This window comes from Stenotrophomonas sp. ZAC14A_NAIMI4_1 (genome assembly GCF_003086915.1).
Lineage (GTDB): Bacteria > Pseudomonadota > Gammaproteobacteria > Xanthomonadales > Xanthomonadaceae > Stenotrophomonas.
Map to the genome: position 1 here is coordinate 2,701,647 of NZ_CP026002.1, position 16,808 is coordinate 2,718,454.

The 16,808-nt window shown below is 66.9% G+C and carries 15 protein-coding genes; 9 read left to right on the plus strand and 6 right to left on the minus strand.

Translation table 11 applies throughout. From position 1 onward, the window contains the following. Window positions 1-49: 49 nt before the first annotated feature. Together C1926_RS12215 and C1926_RS12220 are read right to left on the minus strand one after the other, a co-directional pair. Window positions 50-484, minus strand: a complete 435-nt coding sequence (locus C1926_RS12215; RefSeq protein ID WP_079225201.1) for a low molecular weight protein-tyrosine-phosphatase — start codon at window positions 482-484, stop codon at window positions 50-52. A gap of 115 nt (window positions 485-599) precedes the next feature. After that, a complete protein-coding gene (locus C1926_RS12220; RefSeq protein WP_108759376.1) occupies window positions 600-2,057 on the minus strand; it encodes an undecaprenyl-phosphate glucose phosphotransferase in 1,458 nt (485 codons plus the stop codon). 382 nt (window positions 2,058-2,439) lie between these two features. On the opposite strand from C1926_RS12220, the gene C1926_RS12225 reads away from it, so the two are divergent. From C1926_RS12225 to C1926_RS12255, 7 genes are all read left to right on the plus strand, one after another. After that, entirely contained in the window at window positions 2,440-3,972 is a 1,533-nt protein-coding gene (locus C1926_RS12225; RefSeq protein ID WP_079221672.1) for an aldehyde dehydrogenase family protein, read from the plus strand. Continuing rightward, on the plus strand, window positions 3,972-4,811 hold the full coding sequence (locus C1926_RS12230) for an SDR family oxidoreductase (protein ID WP_108759377.1): 840 nt from the start codon (window positions 3,972-3,974) through the stop codon (window positions 4,809-4,811). The genes C1926_RS12225 and C1926_RS12230 overlap by 1 nt, the downstream gene beginning before the upstream one ends. 141 nt (window positions 4,812-4,952) lie before the next feature. Beyond that, window positions 4,953-5,237, plus strand: a complete 285-nt coding sequence (locus C1926_RS12235; protein WP_108746562.1) for a DUF4190 domain-containing protein — start codon at window positions 4,953-4,955, stop codon at window positions 5,235-5,237. Window positions 5,238-5,242: 5 nt separating this feature from the next. Continuing rightward, complete coding sequence (locus C1926_RS12240; RefSeq protein WP_108759378.1) at window positions 5,243-6,013, plus strand: class I SAM-dependent methyltransferase; 771 nt, start codon at window positions 5,243-5,245, stop codon at window positions 6,011-6,013. Between the two features lie 8 nt (window positions 6,014-6,021). Next, entirely contained in the window at window positions 6,022-7,077 is a 1,056-nt protein-coding gene (locus C1926_RS12245; protein WP_108759379.1) for a quinone-dependent dihydroorotate dehydrogenase, read from the plus strand. Between the two features lie 8 nt (window positions 7,078-7,085). Then, entirely contained in the window at window positions 7,086-8,150 is a 1,065-nt protein-coding gene (murB, locus tag C1926_RS12250) for a UDP-N-acetylmuramate dehydrogenase (RefSeq protein ID WP_108759380.1), read from the plus strand. 50 nt (window positions 8,151-8,200) lie between these two features. Further along, window positions 8,201-9,070 carry a DMT family transporter gene (locus C1926_RS12255; RefSeq protein ID WP_079225199.1) on the plus strand — a complete coding sequence of 290 codons (870 nt, stop codon included), beginning with the start codon at window positions 8,201-8,203 and terminating at the stop codon, window positions 9,068-9,070. 619 nt (window positions 9,071-9,689) lie between these two features. Here C1926_RS12255 and C1926_RS12260 read toward each other — a convergent pair. Together C1926_RS12260 and C1926_RS12265 are read right to left on the minus strand one after the other, a co-directional pair. Further along, window positions 9,690-10,697 carry an aminoglycoside phosphotransferase family protein gene (locus C1926_RS12260; protein WP_108759381.1) on the minus strand — a complete coding sequence of 336 codons (1,008 nt, stop codon included), beginning with the start codon at window positions 10,695-10,697 and terminating at the stop codon, window positions 9,690-9,692. A 125-nt stretch (window positions 10,698-10,822) separates the two neighbouring features. Further along, window positions 10,823-11,434 (minus strand): TetR/AcrR family transcriptional regulator, encoded by a 612-nt coding sequence (locus C1926_RS12265; RefSeq protein ID WP_108746559.1) that lies wholly within the window; start codon window positions 11,432-11,434, stop codon window positions 10,823-10,825. Window positions 11,435-11,538: 104 nt separating this feature from the next. Between C1926_RS12265 and C1926_RS12270 the strand changes: the two genes are divergently transcribed. After that, window positions 11,539-12,615, plus strand: coding sequence for an MBL fold metallo-hydrolase (locus tag C1926_RS12270; RefSeq protein ID WP_108759382.1), 1,077 nt, complete (start codon window positions 11,539-11,541; stop codon window positions 12,613-12,615). A gap of 27 nt (window positions 12,616-12,642) precedes the next feature. Here the strand turns inward: C1926_RS12270 and C1926_RS12275 are convergent, their stop codons facing one another. After that, window positions 12,643-13,140, minus strand: a complete 498-nt coding sequence (locus C1926_RS12275) for a DNA-binding protein (RefSeq protein ID WP_108759383.1) — start codon at window positions 13,138-13,140, stop codon at window positions 12,643-12,645. Between the two features lie 33 nt (window positions 13,141-13,173). Beyond that, window positions 13,174-13,416, minus strand: a complete 243-nt coding sequence (locus tag C1926_RS21810; protein WP_108746557.1) for a hypothetical protein — start codon at window positions 13,414-13,416, stop codon at window positions 13,174-13,176. Between the two features lie 266 nt (window positions 13,417-13,682). Between C1926_RS21810 and C1926_RS12285 the strand changes: the two genes are divergently transcribed. After that, a complete protein-coding gene (locus C1926_RS12285) occupies window positions 13,683-16,802 on the plus strand; it encodes a discoidin domain-containing protein (RefSeq protein WP_108759384.1) in 3,120 nt (1,039 codons plus the stop codon). Window positions 16,803-16,808: the final 6 nt, after the last annotated feature.

The following is a 16,808-nucleotide window of genomic DNA, read 5'->3' on the forward strand; positions in this document are numbered from 1 at the left end:
ACGGCTCCCGGCTTTCTGCCTGCAGCGCGCCTTCAGCAGGCGCGGGCACTCAAAGGTAGCGGACCCAGCTCTTCACGCCTTCATCCATCAGCGTGTAGACGTGTTCGAATGCCGCCCTTTGCTGGCGATAGGGATCGGGAATCTCGCGGTCGGACTGCCACTTGCCCAGCAGGAAGGTCTTGCCCGACGCCTCCGGCGCGATCTCGATGATGCGATGGACATGCTTGCGCTCCATCACCAGCACCAGATCCGAGGCCCCCAGGATGCTGCGGTCGATCTGCCGCGCACGATGGCTGCTGCCATCCAGGCCATGTTCGGTCAACAGCGCCTGTGCGGTCGCATCCACGCCATGGTTGACCAGGGCCCCCAGGCCGGCCGAGGACACCGTGATGCCCTTGCCCTGCACTGCCTCACGCAGCATCACTTCAGCCGACGGACTACGGCAGATGTTGCCGACACACACAACCAGAATATTCTTGAACACGGACAACGGCTTCCATCAGTTCTTCGGTACATGAAACGCAGCGCCCGGCCGCTGCTGCAGACCGGGCGCTTCCACGCGGGCGCGGCCGGCGCGTCGCCGGCAACAGCCTCAGTGCCTAGTATGCCGATTTCTGGCCCAGCACCTTGAAGGCCGTCATCACAATGATGCGCACATCCAGGGTCGGACTCCAGCGGCGGATGTAATCGATGTCGTACTGCACGCGCTTCTTCATCGAGCGCAGTTCGGGGGTCTCCCCGCGCAGCCCGTGCACCTGCGCCCAGCCGGTGATGCCTGGCTTCACGTAGTGGCGGTGCATGTAACGGTCGATCAGGCGCTCGTAATGGTTGTTGTGCTGCACGGCGTGCGGCCGCGGCCCCACCACCGACATGCTGCCACCCAGCACATTGAAGAACTGCGGCAGCTCATCCAGGCTGCTGCGGCGCAGGAAGGCGCCAAAGCGGGTGACACGCGGATCGTTGCGGGTGGCCTGGGTGATCTTGTCCGAGGAACCTTCCGCATGAACCCGCATCGAGCGGAACTTCAGCATCGAGAATTCCTTGCCGCCCAGGCCATGGCGGCGCTGGCGGAACAGCACCGGACCAGGCGAGCTCAGCTTCACACCGATCGCCAGCACCGCAAACACCGGCGCCAGTGCAATCACTGCCAGCCCGGCGACGAGAATGTCCTCCACGCGCTTGGCCAGGCGGAAATTGTGGTCCGACAACCCCTGACGCACACCGATCATCGGCACGTTGCCGACCTGGTGCACGCCCGGATTCAGCGTGCCCCAGCCGGTGGTGTCGGGAATGAGCCGCACCGGCACCGGGAAGCGCTCGATCTGCTTCAGCATCGCCTTCATGTCACCGGCGTCGCCCGGGGTCATCGACACCCACAATTGGTCGAATTCACCGCGATGCTGGTCCATGTAACGCGGCAGGTCACCCAGCGCACCCAGGCAACGGGGCGCGTCGCCACCGCGACGGACCGCCAGATCGCCCTTGGCGGAGAAGTAGCCGATCACTTCCTTGCCCAGCTCGGGCTTGCCGCGCAGCAGGCGGTGCAGCTTCAGCCCGGAAGAGCGCAGGCCGACCAGCAGCACGCGCTCGCGATCCAGGCCGCGCGAACGCAGTCGATGCAACTGCACCCGCAGCGCCACGCGCGTGCCGATCATCAGCATCAGTCCCGCACCGAACCAGCCGAGCAGCCAGCGCGTAGGCACGGAACCGGCCATGTCGACAAGCACCGCATAGACCGAGAACAGTGCGAAGGACGCGGACCAGGCCAGGAACAGCACCCACAGATCGGTGATCAGGCCGCGTGCGCGCCAGTTGCGGTACACGGGCGCGATCATGAAGCAGACCATCGCACTCAGCAGCAGCGCGCCGAATACGACACGCTGGGACGGGTCCGGCACGGCCGAACCATAAAACATGAGATGAGAGAGAACGGCGGTGAGCGGGACGACTGCAAGGTCGCCCAGGCGCAATGCCAGTTCAAGTGCAGCGCGGGCCTCTACGCGGCGGCGCGCCCGGCTGGGGTGGCTGGAAAGGCCTTCTACGGATCCATGTAGCACAAAACATCTCCTCAGACGATTCCGCGGATCCGGACATGATCCCCAGCAGCACCGATCTCCCCAGCCGGTGCACACATTTGATTGCGGTTTGATTGACTTCGCCCCGATTGTGTCCGAACTCCGTCACAAAAGATAGCCGCCATCTGGCAATCATTTGACGCGATCCGCACAGCAAGCGAGACATAGGGCACTGATTTTTATCAGTTTCGCCTCGCCAGGCCCGTTCTGAAATCGTGACGCAGGCCCGTCAAGCCTTTGGCGTCCCCACCCCGCACTGCACCAAGCCCGGCCACATCCCTCTGCTACCATCGCCGGCTCAGTCCGCCGCGTCCCCCACCTGCCCGCGGCGGCACCAACTACGTAACGAAACACAGGAGTCTGCATGTCTTCCGAGCTGCTCAAGTCCCTTGGTCTGGACGCGATCAACGCTGGCACCTACCTGGGCAACGGGGAATGGTCCAGCGCCACCGGCGGTGAGCTGATCACCCCGGTCAACCCGACCACCGGCGAGCCGATCGCGCAGGTCCGCGCCACCACCGAGGCCGAGTACGAGACGGTCATTACCCGTGCGCAGGAGGCCTACAAGACCTGGCGCACCACCCCGGCCCCGCGCCGCGGTGAAGCTGTGCGCCTGTGCGGCGAAGCGCTGCGCAAGCACAAGGACGCCCTGGGTTCGCTGGTTGCCCTGGAAATGGGCAAGAGCAAGCCCGAAGGCGACGGCGAAGTGCAGGAGATGATCGACATCGCCGATTTCGCCGTGGGCCAGAGCCGCATGCTGTACGGCTACACCATGCATTCGGAGCGCCCCGGCCACCGCATGTACGAGCAGTACCACCCGCTGGGCCTGGTCGGCATCATCTCGGCCTTCAACTTCCCGGTCGCGGTGTGGAGCTGGAACGCCTTCCTGGCCGCCATCTGCGGCGACATCTGCATCTGGAAGCCGTCCAACAAGACCCCGCTGACCGCCATCGCCTCCATGCGCATCTGCAATGACGCACTGCGCGAAGCTGGCTTCCCGGACATCTTCTTCCTGGTCAACGACGCCGGCACCGCCCTGTCGGAGAAGATGGTGGACGACCGTCGCGTGCCGCTGATCAGCTTCACCGGCTCGACCCAGGTCGGCCGCACGGTCAATGAGAAGGTCGCCCGCCGCCTGGGCCGCTGCCTGCTGGAACTGGGTGGCAACAACGCCATCATCCTGGACGAGACCGCCGACCTGAAGCTGGCCGTGCCGGGCATCGTGTTCGGCGCCGTCGGCACCGCCGGCCAGCGCTGCACCACCACCCGCCGCCTGATCGTGCACCGCTCCATCTACGCCGACGTGCTGGCCACCCTGGTCAAGGCCTACAAGCAGGTGGAAGGCAAGATCGGCGACCCGACCGATGCCGCCAACCTGATGGGCCCGCTGAACAGTGACGGCGCCGTGCAGCAGTTCCTTGATGCCATCGCCCAGGCCAAGGCCGCCGGCGGCACCATCGAAACCGGTGGCACCCGCATCGATCGTGCCGGCAACTTCGTGCTGCCGGCCATCGTGTCGGGCCTGAAGAACAGCGACGCGGTGGTCCAGCACGAAACCTTCGCGCCGATCCTGTACGTCATGCCGTACGACAGCATCGATGAGGCCATCGACATGCAGAACGGCGTGCCGCAGGGCCTGTCGTCCTCGATCTTCACCCAGAACCTGAAGACCGCCGAGAAGTTCCTCTCGGCTGCCGGCAGCGACTGTGGCATCGCCAACATCAACATCGGCACGTCCGGTGCGGAGATCGGTGGCGCCTTCGGTGGCGAGAAGGACACCGGCGGTGGTCGCGAGTCGGGTTCGGATGCATGGAAGGTCTACATGCGCCGCCAGACCAACACCATCAACTATTCGGACTCGCTGCCGCTGGCCCAGGGAATCAAGTTCGACCTGTAATGGCGAATATGCCGGACATGGCTGCAGGTCGGATCCCCTGCGGGGATCTGACCCCTGCCCAGGGTCGGATCCCCGCAGGGGCTCCGACCCTCGACTTCAGCGGCCGCCGCGTGCTCATCGCCGGCGGCAGCAAGGGAATCGGCCGTGAACTGGCGCTGGCATTTGCCGGCGCCGGTGCAGCGGTGTCGGTCTGCGCACGCGGCCTGCCCGGGCTGCAGGCACTGCAGGCCGATGCCCAGGCACACGGCACGCCCCTGCACGTATTCACCACTGATCTGGCCGACACCGGCCAGATCGGCGGCTGGCTGCAGGCCGCCGCCGACGCACTCGGCGGCATTGACGTGCTGGTCAACAACGCCACCGGCTATGGCATGGCCGATGACGAGGATGGCTGGGCGGCAAGCCTGCAGATCGACCTGATGGCCGCCGTGCGTGCCTCGCGCCTCGCGCTGCCCTGGCTGCGGGCTTCGGCCGATGCCTGCATCCTCAACCTGTCCTCGATCGCCGCCCAGCAGCCGCGCCCCGGCGGTGCCCCCTATGCGGCGGCCAAGGCCGCGCTCTCGCACTACACCACGTCGCAGGCGCTGGCCCTGGCAGCGGACCGCATCCGGGTCAACGCCATCGCGCCTGGCTCGATCGAGTTTGCCGACGGCCTGTGGGACCGTCGCCGCGTGAAAGATCCCGACCTGTACCACGCGACCCTGGCCCGGATCCCGTTCGGCCGCTTCGGCCACCCGCGCGAGATCGCCGATGCCGCGCTCTTCCTGTGTTCGCCGCTGGCGCGCTGGATCACCGGGCATGTGCTCAACGTGGATGGTGGCCAGGTGCTGATGGGCTGAGTTTTCCGCGCGGGTAGCTGCCAACCTTGGTTGGCGCTCTTCGTCGACCAAGGTCGACGCCTACCCAGGCCGCCGCGCTGCTGCCCATGGGCTTGGCGGCCCGCAGGCACTATCATGTGCGCACTGCCAAGGAGGACCCCCATGAGCGTGGCACCCCGACAGACAAGTGCCCTGGCCGTCCTCAGCCTGGTGCTGGGCATCGCCAGCTGGACCGTGCTGCCTTTCGTAGCCAGCCTCGTCGCCATCATCACCGGGCACATGGCGCGCGGCGAGATCCGCCGCCGCCCCACCGAGCTGGAAGGCGACGGCCTGGCCCTCACCGGCCTGATCCTGGGCTGGTTGAACGTGATCATGCTGGGCCTGGGCCTGCTGGTCATCGTCCTGTTCTTCGGCGGCCTGGCCTGGCTGGCCGCGATGTCGAACTGACGGCCATGAGCGCGTCAGACAGCACTGAACGCTTCAGCAGCCGGGTCGCCGACTATGTGCGCTACCGCCCGGATTACCCGGCTGCGCTGATGGACTGGCTGCACGGCCCGATGGCGGTGCCCGCCTCTGCCCGGGTTGCCGACATCGGCGCCGGCACCGGCATTTCCAGTCGTGCCTTCCTGGCCGCGGGCCATCCTGTGCTCGCGGTCGAACCCAATGCCGCCATGCGCGCCGCTGCCGAACAGTGGCTGGCGCCGCAGTACCCGCAGTTCAGCGCCGTCGATGGCCGCGCCGAAGCGACCGGGCTGGCCGATGCCAGCGTCGACCTGGTCAGTGCCGCCCAGGCCTTCCACTGGTTCGACACCGTGGCCGTGCGCGCCGAATGGCAGCGCATCCTGCGCCCCGGTGGCATGGCGCTGGTCTACTGGAACTCGCGCCTGCTCGATGCCAGCCCGTTCCTCATCGGCTACGAGCAGCTGCTGCTGGACTACGGTACCGATTACACCGCTGTGGCCGAACGCTACCAGGACGATGCCACCATGCAGGCCTGGTTCGGCCCTGGCCTGCGCGGGATGATCGAGCTGCCCAATCTGCAGCACCTGGACTTCGACGCCCTGCGCGGGCGCCTGCTGTCTTCTTCCTACGCACCGCAGCCGGGACACCCGCGCCATGCGCCGATGCTGGCCGCGCTGCAGGACCTGTTCAACGCCCATGCGGTGGATGGACAGGTCGCCTTTGAATATCGAACCCGAGCCTTCCTCGGCACGCTGGACTGAACCGACGCATGTATTCGCTTGCCCGCCCCTTCCTGTTCTCGCTCGACGCCGAGCGCGCCCACGGCCTCGGCCTGTCCGCACTGGACCTGGCCTACCGCACCGGCACCACGCCGCTGCTGGCCGCACGCATCGCGCCGATGCCGAGCACCGTGTTCGGGCTGACCTTCCCCAATCCGGTCGGCCTGGCCGCCGGCCTGGACAAGAACGGCGAGCACATCGATGCACTGTTCGCGCTGGGCTTCGGCTTCGTCGAGATCGGCACCATCACCCCGCGCCCGCAGGACGGCAATCCCAAGCCGCGCCTGTTCCGGCTGCCGGCACACCAGGCCATCATCAACCGCATGGGCTTCAACAATGCCGGTGTCGATGCGCTGGTGCGCAACGTCGAGCGCGCGCGCAACCGCCGCGGCCTGCTGGGCATCAACATCGGCAAGAACAAGGACACCCCCAACGAGCAGGCGGTCGATGACTACATCACCTGCCTGGACAAGGTGTACCCGTTGGCGGACTACATCACCGTCAACATCTCCTCGCCCAATACCGCCGGGCTGCGCGAACTGCAGGAAGAGACCGCGCTGCGCCAACTGGTCAGCCAGCTGCGTGACCGTCAGGAAGCCCTGGCTGCGCAGCATGGTCGCCGCGTGCCGATGCTGGTGAAGGTGGCGCCGGACCTGAGCGAGCGCGACATCGACGCCGCCGCCCGCGTGCTGGGCGAACTGCAGGTGGACGGCGTGATCGCCACCAACACCACCATCGATCGCAGTGGCATCGCCGGCGATCCGCTGGCCAGCGAGGCCGGCGGCCTGTCCGGTGCGCCGGTGCTGGACCAGTCGACCCTGGTGCTGCGTCGCCTGCGCGCGCGCCTGCCCGAGTCGGTGCCCCTGGTCGGCGTGGGCGGCATCCTCTCTGGTGCCGACGCGGTGGCCAAGATGGCCGCCGGCGCCGCCCTGGTGCAGTGCTACAGCGGCCTGATCTACCGCGGCCCGTCGCTGGTGTCCGATTGCGTGGAAGCGATCCGTCGCCGCCGCGAAGCGCCCAGCCGTGGCGCGGTGGCGCCGCTGTGAGCGCGCCCATGGACAGCCACGACACCTCCGCCGCACCGCTGCGCTGGACCCTCACCTCGAATGCCCCGCTGCAGGCGTTGAACACCTTCCACGTGCGCGCCGAGGCGGCGCAGCTGCTGGAACTGCACGACCCCACCCTGCTGCCCGACGTGCTGGCCCTGCCCAGCGTCGCCACTGGCCCGCTGCTGGTGCTGGGCAGCGGCAGCAACGTGCTGATCGCCGATGACCTGCCGGGCACGGTGCTGGTGTTCGGCAACCGCGACATCAGCTTCCTGGAACACCGTGCCGACCACGCGGTGATCCGCGCCGGTGCGGGCGTGTCCTGGCATGGCCTGGTGATGTGGTCGCTGCAGGAGGGCCTGTCCGGCCTGGAAAATCTCGCACTGATCCCCGGCACCGCCGGTGCCGCGCCCATCCAGAACATCGGCGCCTATGGCGCACAGGTCGGCGAGTTCATCCAGACCGTGGAAGCCTGGGACTGCCAGGAGCAGGCCTGGGTGCGGCTGGACAACGAACAATGCGGCTTTGCCTACCGCGACAGCGTGTTCAAGCAGCAGCCGGACCGCTACCTGATCACCGCCATCGAACTGAAGCTGCCGCTGCTGCACGACCTGCGCATGGATTACGCCGGCATCCGCGAGGAACTGCAGGCACAGGGCGTGGAGCTGCCCAGCGCCGTGGACGTGGCCAACGCGGTCATCGCCATCCGTCGCCGCAAGCTGCCCGACCCGGACGTGCTCGGCAATGCCGGCAGTTTCTTCAAGAACCCGGTGCTGCCACTGGAACAGGTGGAGGTGCTGCAGCAGCACTTCCCCGAGCTGCCGGTGTTCCCGGCCGAACGCGATGACCAGCGCAAGGTCTCGGCAGCCTGGATGATCGAATCCTGCGGCTGGAAGGGCTTCCGCGACGGCGACGCCGGCGTGGCCCCCAGCCATGCCCTGGTGCTGGTCAACCATGGCAACGCCAGCGGCGCCGAGCTGCTGGCCCTGGCCCGGCGCATTTCCGCATCGGTGCTTGAGAAGTTCGGCGTGCCGATTGAACCGGAGCCGCGCCTGCTCGGCGCCCAGTGGTGAACGCCAGCACCCGGCCGCCGCTCGCCACCCCGGCGCGGGCGGCGCTGCTGATGCTCGCCAGCACGATGGCCTTCGGCTTGATGGCCGTGGCCATCCGCTACGCCACCCGCTACGTGCCGACGCAGGAAGTGGCGTTCTTCCGCAACGCCTTCGGCCTGCTGGCGCTGTTGCCGATGCTGCTGCGCCCGGGCCGCGCACCGCTGAAGACCCAGCAGCTGCCGCGCTACTTCGTACGCAGTGCGATCGGCCTGGGCTCGATGCTGTGCGCGTTCTGGGCCCTCGGCCACCTGCCACTGGCGCAGGCGGTGTCGCTGTCCTATTCCACGCCGTTGTTCGTCACCATTGCCGCCGTGCTGTGGCTGGGCGAAACCGTGCGCGTGCGCCGCTGGGCTGCCGTCGTGGTGGGTTTCATCGGCGTGCTGGTGATCGTCCGGCCGGGCACTGCGGGTTTCTCTGCGGGCAGCCTGATCGCGGTGGCCGCGGCGCTGCTCAGTTCGCTGGTGGCCATCCAGATCAAGCAGCTGACCCGCGTGGACAGCGCCGACACGGTGGTGCTGTACACCTACGTGTTCTGGGTACCGTTGTCGCTGGTGCCGGCGATGTTCGTCTGGGTCTGGCCCACCGGGCTGGCCTGGGTATGGCTGGTGGCGACCGGCGTGATGGGTACGGTCGGCCAGCTGCTGTGGACGCGCGCGTTGCGCCTGGGCGAAGTGTCGGCCCTGACCCCGATCAGCTTCCTGCAGCTGCCGCTGGTGACGTTGTGCGGGTGGCTGCTGTTTGACGAGAGCGTGGATCGTTGGACGCTGATTGGTGCGGGCATCATCCTGGCGGCGAATGCGTACATCGCGCACCGTGAGGCGGTGTTGGCACGGCGCGCCGCGAGCGTGGCAGCGACGGCGGCGGCCAAGCCGGCTGAGTAAGGGGTTGTTGGGCAGGGCTTGCAGCCCTGCACCTGCAGAATCAACGTCAACTTCAAAAGCCAGAGCGGCTCTGGGTTTCTGCTGGATGTGCGGGGCGGTGTGGCTGGGCAGGACACGCCGTAAACCCGTCCATGGGGGCTCGATGGCGCCATCCATGGCGCCAACGGTCCTGCCCACCCACACCGCCCCGCCCCCGACAGTTCCCTGGTGACGGTTGGTGGGTGCCGACCGTTGGTCGGCACATCTGTCAGATATCGAATGAATTCATCCGTGTCGACCAAGGTCGACACCTACCAAAGCAGAACGCCCTCCCAGTAGATCCACGCCATGCGTGGATGAAATCTGTCAGATATCGAAATTGATTCCGGATCCGACCCCGTGCCGACCAACGGTCGGCACCCACCATCAGCAGCAGGCTTTAAAAGATCGCAGGAAACTGTCGAAGGCGGGCTGGGTCCGGTGGCAGGGGTGTGAGCGCCATGGATGGCGCGACCAAGCCCCCATGGACGGGTTCACGGCGTCCCCTGCCACCGGACCCAGCCCGCCATCCCCCAGGAACCCAGCTTTTGACGTTGACGTTGCATTGAGCAGGTGCAGGGCGCAGCCCTGCCGAACACCCTTACACCGCGCTGTAGGCCCGTTCGGCCGCGCAGAACACATTCCCCGGCGCAAACAACTCGCCCAGATGATGCAGCGCCTGCCGCCGCTGCTGCGGTGGCCGATAGTCGCCCCCCGCCCCCATCAGCATCTGCTGGAACTCCACCAGATCCTGCAGGATGCGCACGTGCCGGTACCAGGCAATCCACTGCGGATCGCCCAGGTCATCGCCGTAACCATCGGCAAACCCCTGCGGGCGCTCACGCCCCCAACGGCCGCCCACCGCCGCGCCGACAAACATCAGGTCGCGTTCGCGGGGCGCCAGCGAAAGGCCGTCCCAGTCGATCAGGTGCAGTGCTCCGTCGTGACCCATCAACACGTTTCCCGCGTGCAGATCGGTATGGCACAGGCGCAGGCACGGGACGCGGCCGGCAAGGGCCTGCTGCAGGCCCTGCGCACGGTCGTGCAGCGTAGCGATGCGTGCACGATGTCGCTCCCACACCGCGTGAAAGGCCCGGCCCCAGCGGTCCTGTGCGGTCGGCAGTGTCGTCGGTTGCTGCAGCCATCGTCCGGCCTCATGCAGTGCATCGCATGACAGCGGCTGCCGCGGCAGGCCCTCGGCCAACGCCGCCGGCAGGTCCGCCGTATGCAGGCGGCGCAGCACTTCACCCAGGCGCTGCCACTGGCGCGCACTCAGTGGCGCTTCAAAGCCGGATTGCCCTTCGATATACGGGAACAGAGTGAACTGCAGGCCCCAACGCTGCACCGACGCGCCACCGGTCACCGCCGGCCAGGGTGCAACGATTTCCTCGATGCCCAGCGTGCCGCGCATCCAGTGCAGGCCCTCCCACACTTCCGGCGCCACCTGATAGCTGCGGCTCTTCAACCACCAGTGACTGCCGCGCGCGTCGATGCGGAACACGCCCGCATTGGCATCGGCGCCCACCGCGCGAGGCACCACGGCGGTGGCGGTGATCCCGTAGGACTGCCGCAGTACTTCATGGATCTGCTGCGACGACGCGAAGGACATGGGCGAGCTGGCCGTGGTATCTGCCCTGAGTTTCGCAGATGGCCAGGCTGGGTCGCAGGTAATCGCGTCACAACATTGCGTCATTGCACAGCGATGCGCTGTTATGTCGCAGCCGCTGGCCCAGCTCAGCGCGCGTAGAAGCCCAGGAACATCGCCACCGCCGACTCGGCGACCTTGCGCCTTTCCGCCGGCCCCAACGGCGGCTGGCCCATGGTCACCTGCGGCCAGAATGCGAAGCCCTTCACCAGGCCCTGCAACTGGTGGTCGGCGAATTCCGGATCGACCTCACGCAGGCGCCCATCGGCGACGGCCGCGCGGATCCACGCGCTCACCCCGCCTTCCTTCTCGCCCATGCGGCAGACGATGGCCTGCGCGCGCTCCGGCGAGTGGATGATCTCGGCCATCGCCACGCGGGCCAGATCGATGAAGTTGGCATCGCCCAGCAGTTCCAGCTTCTGCCCCAGCAACTGCAGGAGCTGCACGTCCAGCGGCAGATCGGCGCGGTAGGGAAGTACGACAGCGGCCATGCTGCTTTCCCAGAGTTCTTCCAGGATGTGGCCGAAGAGTTCTTCCTTGCTGGGGAAATGGTTGTAGACGGTGCGCTTGGAGACGCCTGCGGCTGTGGCGATGCGGTCCATGCTGGTCGCCTCGTAGCCGGCGCTGCGGAACTCCTCCACCGCCGCGCGCACGATGGCTTCGCGTTTGCGGTCGGTCAGGCGTTGCGGGGCACGGGGCATGGCGGGAACCAGGAAACTGAACGGATGCGCACATTTTACACCGGTCGGTGTACTTTCCTGAAATCGGAAACTACACTGTGCAGTGTACCCAGCGGACGTCACCGATGAAGCGCCTGCTCCTTGTCCTCCTGTTCGGAACTCTTGCCGTGACTGCCTATACCTTCTGCAAGTCCTGGTTCCTCCCCGACTTCCCCGATTCACCGCAGTACAGCGATGGCAAGTTCCGCAACGCCCTGCCGAAACCGGCGATGGGCCTGCGCGTCGGCGCCGAGCTGTGGTGGACGTTCCTGTTCAACCGGCCCAAGGGCACCGTGCCGACGGCGCCCATCCCGGTGCAGGCACTGGACCGTGCAGCGCTGGATGCCGCGCCCGATCGCAGCCTGTTCCGGCTTGGCCACTCTACCCTACTGTTGAAGCTGCGCGGCCAGTACTGGCTGACCGACCCGGTGTTCTCCGAGCGTGCCTCGCCGGTGCAGTGGATGGGTCCGGCGCGCTTCCATGCGCCGCCGATCAGCATCGAGAACCTGCCGCCGATCGCCGGGGTGATCCTCTCGCACAACCACTACGACCATCTCGACCATGCAGCGGTCATGCAGCTGGCCGGCAAGACCACTCGCTTCATCGCGCCGCTGGGCGTGGGCGACCAGCTGATTGCCTGGGGCGTGGATGCGGCCAAGGTCGAACAGCTGGACTGGTGGCAGTCGACCGAGGCCAATGGCCTGCGCCTGACCGCCACCCCGGGCCAGCACTTCTCCGGTCGCGGCCTCGGCGACAGTGACCGCAGCCTGTGGGCGTCGTGGGTCATCCAGGATGACGACTTCCGCATCTTCTTCAGCGGCGATACCGGCTACTTCGATGGCTTCAAGGCGATCGGCGAGAAGTACGGTCCGTTTGACCTGACGATGATCGAGACGGGTGCCTACGACAAGCGCTGGGCGTTCGTGCACATGCAGCCCGAACAGACCCTGCAGGCGCACCTGGACCTGCGTGGCAAGTGGCTGCTGCCGATCCACAACGGCACCTTCGATCTTGCCCTGCACGAATGGCAGCAGCCGTTCGAGCGGATCACCGCACTGGCGGCGGCCAGGAACGTCGCTGTGACCACGCCGATCATGGGCGAGGCCTTGGACATGCAGGCGCCGCACGCCGGCTCACGCTGGTGGGAGCAGGTGCAGCGGTAACGCGGTGGGCGTCGATCCAGGCCGGCGCTACGCCTTCGGCTGCAGCCTGCGCCCTTCCCGCGCAAGATTGAGCTGCAGCGCGGCGGCGGCGAGTTCGGTCATCTCCGTGGTGACCTTCGCGCTGCCCCGCGCCCGCAGCCAACCGAGAATGTCGGCGAGATGCCAGATCGAGGTCGACCCCTCATGGACCGGGGACGGAAACGACTGCGGGTTGGCAAGCATCAGCTTGCGCATGTTCTGCCGCGACATTCCCAGCAGGTCTGCAACGTCGGTGAGCCCCACCAGGTCGGGGCTCACTTCGACCAGCTCGGCACCAGGCACCGCCCGCTGCGCGTCATCCAGCGCCGAACGCAGGGCAGCCCCCGCGCTGCCCGCCTCACGGCAGAACGCAAGCGCAAATCGTCCAGGCAGACCGATGCCCACAAGTGCATCGTCACACCCGGCTTCAGCCAAGCGCTGCTCGAGGACATCGATTTCATCGCAGGTATCCGGCAAGCGGTACTTCAGCGTGAAGTTGAATTCCATGATTGATCACCTCGCTTCTGACGAAGCCTGATTTCATTGTTCACGGCTGCAGTTCTCGACTACGCGCCGCAAGGCCCTTGCATGATTGCTTGCACTGCGGGGTGTGCTCCAGATGCTCACGATGCAGAACTCTCCGCATCGGCAATCGGTGTCGTTGAAGGGGCAATACATCCGGCCCCACGCATGGCCGCCTGCCACGCGAAGCCTCCACCCTCGATCCTCCGCGAACTGCAATGCCGCTTCGATGTCCTTGTCGGGATGACGCGCTCGAGACATTCCCTGTTCTCCACAGTCTGCACATGGCGTGGGCGAGTTGTCAACTGACAACCCAATGAAATCCAATACCCGATCTGACGATAGCCGGTCCCATCCATGCGTCCAGAGCCACACACGTCAACGCTCCGGAATGGACCCGCATGCAGATTCCTTGAGCCACGCCGCTCCAACCCCGCAGAGCTATTGCAGCGCGTCATGTAACCGCTTACATCCCTTGCTAGCGTATCCCTCGCCCGCTTACGGCCGAACCCGCGAGGTTGCCCGCAATGACGTTGTGCGCCGAACGCTCCAAGGTCTCCCGCCCTCCTTTCCTGTGCCGCCCCGCCACTGCCCTGCTGCTCGCCGCGCTGGCAGCGTCCGCCCAGGCCCAGAACCTTCCCCCGCGCAGCCAATGGCAGGCCAGCAGTTCCTCGCAGCAGGTGCCGGCCATGGCAATCGGCCACCTGATCGACGGCGACCCGAAGACCGTGACCGGCGGCGCCTTCAGCCCCGGCCATTGGTTCCAGATCGACCTGGGCGCACCCGCACTGCTGGCGGGCGCGCGCCTGACCTGGGATGTCTCCAATCCTGAGGGCTACTCGCTGCAGACCTCGGTGGACGGCACGCAGTGGCAGACCGCATACACCATGGCCGACTCGCTGGGCGATGTGGAAACCCTGTACTTTTCGCCACGGCAGGCGCGCTACCTGCGGCTGGCCAGCCCGCAACGCACGTCCGACTGGGGCGTCTCCATCTTCGAGATGGAGCCGCTGGACGGCACGCTCAGTGCACGCATCGGCGGTGTCGATGCAACGCAGTCAGCCGCACTCTGGCAAGGCGGCAGCGCCGTGGCGATCCCTCGCGGAAAAGGCGGTTCCCATGTGCTCGAGATCACGCTGCCGCAGGCCCAATCCACCGCTGGCCTGGTGGTCGACTGGGCCGATGGCGCGCGCGGCCCTGCCCGCCTGCAGGCGCAGGATGCACACGGCCACTGGCAGGAACTCGCACACGATGAGCAGGCAGCCCACCATCGGCAGAGCTGGCTGACCGCCGGCACAGCGCAGCCGCTGCGCGCGTTCCGGCTGAGCGTGGACGGCGCTGCACCGCAGATTGCGCGGCTGCGGCTGCTCGGCCCGAAAGCCGTGATGACGCCGATGAAGCAGTACCAGATCACCGCCAGCGGCGCCCAGCACGCGTTGTTCCCCGCCTCGCTGCAGATGCAGCAGACCTACTGGACCGCAGCCGGCATCCACGGGGGAAGGCAGAAATCCATCTTCGACGAGCATGGCAATCTGGAGGCATTCAAGGGCGCGCCGCTGGTGCAGCCCCTCTGGCGCAATGCCGACGGCCATACCGCGGGCGCCGCCGGCCAGGCGATGCAGCATGCCCTGCGCGATGGCTGGAAGCCGATGCCGTCCGTCACCTGGGTGCCGCAGCCTGGCCTGGAGCTGCGCAGTGAAGTGTTCGCCATCGAACGCGATGGGCAGCCGGTGACCTTCCTGCGCCATCGCCTGCACAACACCGGCAGCACCCCGATCGACGGCACGCTGAGCCTGGTCGTGCGCCCGATGCAGATGAATCCACCATGGCAGAACGGTGGGCTCTCGCCGATCCGCGAGGTGGCCGTCGACGGACACACCGTGCGCGTCAATGGCCGCACGCTGCTGCAGTCGCTCACGCCGGTAGCGGCGTCCGGCGTGGCGCCTTTCGGCAAGGACGGCGCAACGGAGATCACCGCCACCATCGCTGCTGGCCAACTGCCTGCCGCGCAGCAGGCGCAGGATGACCAGGGGCTTGCCGCAGCCGCGCTCAACTACCACGTCTCGCTCGCGCCCGGCGCCAGCGATGCCATCGTGGTCGCGTTCCCCTTGGGTACTGCCGCAGCGGATGCGAATGGCATGCTGCCCGAGGCACCAGCGCTGGACCTGGCCAGGCTCCCACGCGATGCCAATGCGGCGTTCGAGACGCTGGCCACGCAGGCATCGGCAGACTGGCAGGCACGGCTGGGCACGGTCGGCCTGCGCCTGCCCGACCCCTCATTGGTCGACATGCTGCGCGCACAGGCCGCCTACATGCTGATCAACCAGACCGGTCCGGCCATGCAACCCGGTCCGCGCAACTACAACCGATCCTTCATCCGCGACGGCATGGCCACTTCGGCAGTGCTGCTGCGCATGGGCGAAGCAGCCGTCGCACGCGACTACCTGGCCTGGTACAGCACGCACGGCGTGCATGCCAATGGCCTGGTCTCGCCGATTCTCAACGACGATGGCAGCGTCAACACCGGCTTCGGTTCGGACATCGAGTACGACAGCCAGGGCCAGTACGTTGCACTGGTTGCCGATGTCGCGCGCCTGGATGGTGGGCCGGAATCGGTGCGTGAGTACCTGCCGAAAGTGAAAGCAGCGCTGCGCTTCCTGCAGGAACTGCGCGAGCGCACGCTGGTGCCGGGCTACAAGGCCGACCAGCCCGCGCCGGAACGGTTCGCAGGGATCCTCGCTCCATCCATCAGCCACGAGGGCTACCCCTCGCCTACCCACAGCTACTGGGACGACTACTGGGGCCTGAAGGGCTGGCACGACGGTGCATGGCTGGCCGAAGCACTGGGCGATCATGAAACAGCCGCGTGGGCACGCGAGCAGTACAGGCTGCTGTACGACGCGCTGCATGCCTCGATCCGCGCGACGATGGCGTGGAAGGGCATCGACTTCATTCCATCTTCGGCCGACCTCGGTGATGGCGATCCCACCGGCGTATCGATCGCACTGGACCCGACCGGGGCGCAGAGCGTGCTGCCGGCTGAAGCGTTGAGGACTACGTTCGCGCGCTATCTGGACGACGTGCGCAAGCGCAACCAGCCCGGCGCGCTGTACGCCTATACGCCCTATGAAATCCGCAACGTGTTGAGCTATGTGCATCTGGGCCAGCCAGAAGCGGCCGATGAACTGCTGCAGGGACTGCTGCACGATCGGCGCCCGCTTGAGTGGCAGGTATTGGCCGAAGTCGTGCATTCCCGCCTTCGCTTCCCGCGCTACCTGGGCGACATGCCACACACCTGGATCGGTGCCGAGTACGGTCGCACGCTGTTCGGCATGCTGATGCGCGAAGACGACGATGCGCTGTCACTGCTGCCGGGCACGCCGCCGTCGTGGGTGGCCGGTGACGGGCTGGCGGTGGAGCGCCTGCCAACGGCGTACGGCACGTTGCAGATGCAGGCGCGGCAGCGCGACGGCGTGCTGACGATCACGCTGGGTGAGGGTCTGCACCGTGGGACGGCAGTGAAGGTCTGGTGGCCAGACCGCACGATGCCAAAGGCGGTACAGGTGGATGGCAGGCTGGTCAGCGGCTTCGATGCCGACGGTGTGCGCGTGGCGAAGCCGTTCAGGACGTTGGAGGCGCGTTGGTGAAAACCA

Excerpts from the sequence above, each read along its gene's own strand:
- C1926_RS12225 (WP_079221672.1), top strand. The coding sequence starts at position 2,440 with ATGTCTTCCGAGCTGCTCAAGTCCCTTGGTCTGGACGCGATCAACGCT.
- C1926_RS12230 (WP_108759377.1), top strand. The coding sequence starts at position 3,972 with ATGGCGAATATGCCGGACATGGCTGCAGGTCGGATCCCCTGCGGGGAT.
- C1926_RS12235 (WP_108746562.1), top strand. The coding sequence starts at position 4,953 with ATGAGCGTGGCACCCCGACAGACAAGTGCCCTGGCCGTCCTCAGCCTG.
- C1926_RS12240 (WP_108759378.1), top strand. The coding sequence starts at position 5,243 with ATGAGCGCGTCAGACAGCACTGAACGCTTCAGCAGCCGGGTCGCCGAC.
- C1926_RS12245 (WP_108759379.1), top strand. The coding sequence starts at position 6,022 with ATGTATTCGCTTGCCCGCCCCTTCCTGTTCTCGCTCGACGCCGAGCGC.
- murB (WP_108759380.1), top strand. The coding sequence starts at position 7,086 with ATGGACAGCCACGACACCTCCGCCGCACCGCTGCGCTGGACCCTCACC.
- C1926_RS12255 (WP_079225199.1), top strand. The coding sequence starts at position 8,201 with ATGCTCGCCAGCACGATGGCCTTCGGCTTGATGGCCGTGGCCATCCGC.
- C1926_RS12260 (WP_108759381.1), bottom strand. The coding sequence starts at position 10,697 with ATGTCCTTCGCGTCGTCGCAGCAGATCCATGAAGTACTGCGGCAGTCC.
- C1926_RS12265 (WP_108746559.1), bottom strand. The coding sequence starts at position 11,434 with ATGCCCCGTGCCCCGCAACGCCTGACCGACCGCAAACGCGAAGCCATC.
- C1926_RS12270 (WP_108759382.1), top strand. The coding sequence starts at position 11,539 with ATGAAGCGCCTGCTCCTTGTCCTCCTGTTCGGAACTCTTGCCGTGACT.
- C1926_RS12275 (WP_108759383.1), bottom strand. The coding sequence starts at position 13,140 with ATGGAATTCAACTTCACGCTGAAGTACCGCTTGCCGGATACCTGCGAT.
- C1926_RS21810 (WP_108746557.1), bottom strand. The coding sequence starts at position 13,416 with ATGTCTCGAGCGCGTCATCCCGACAAGGACATCGAAGCGGCATTGCAG.
- C1926_RS12285 (WP_108759384.1), top strand. The coding sequence starts at position 13,683 with ATGACGTTGTGCGCCGAACGCTCCAAGGTCTCCCGCCCTCCTTTCCTG.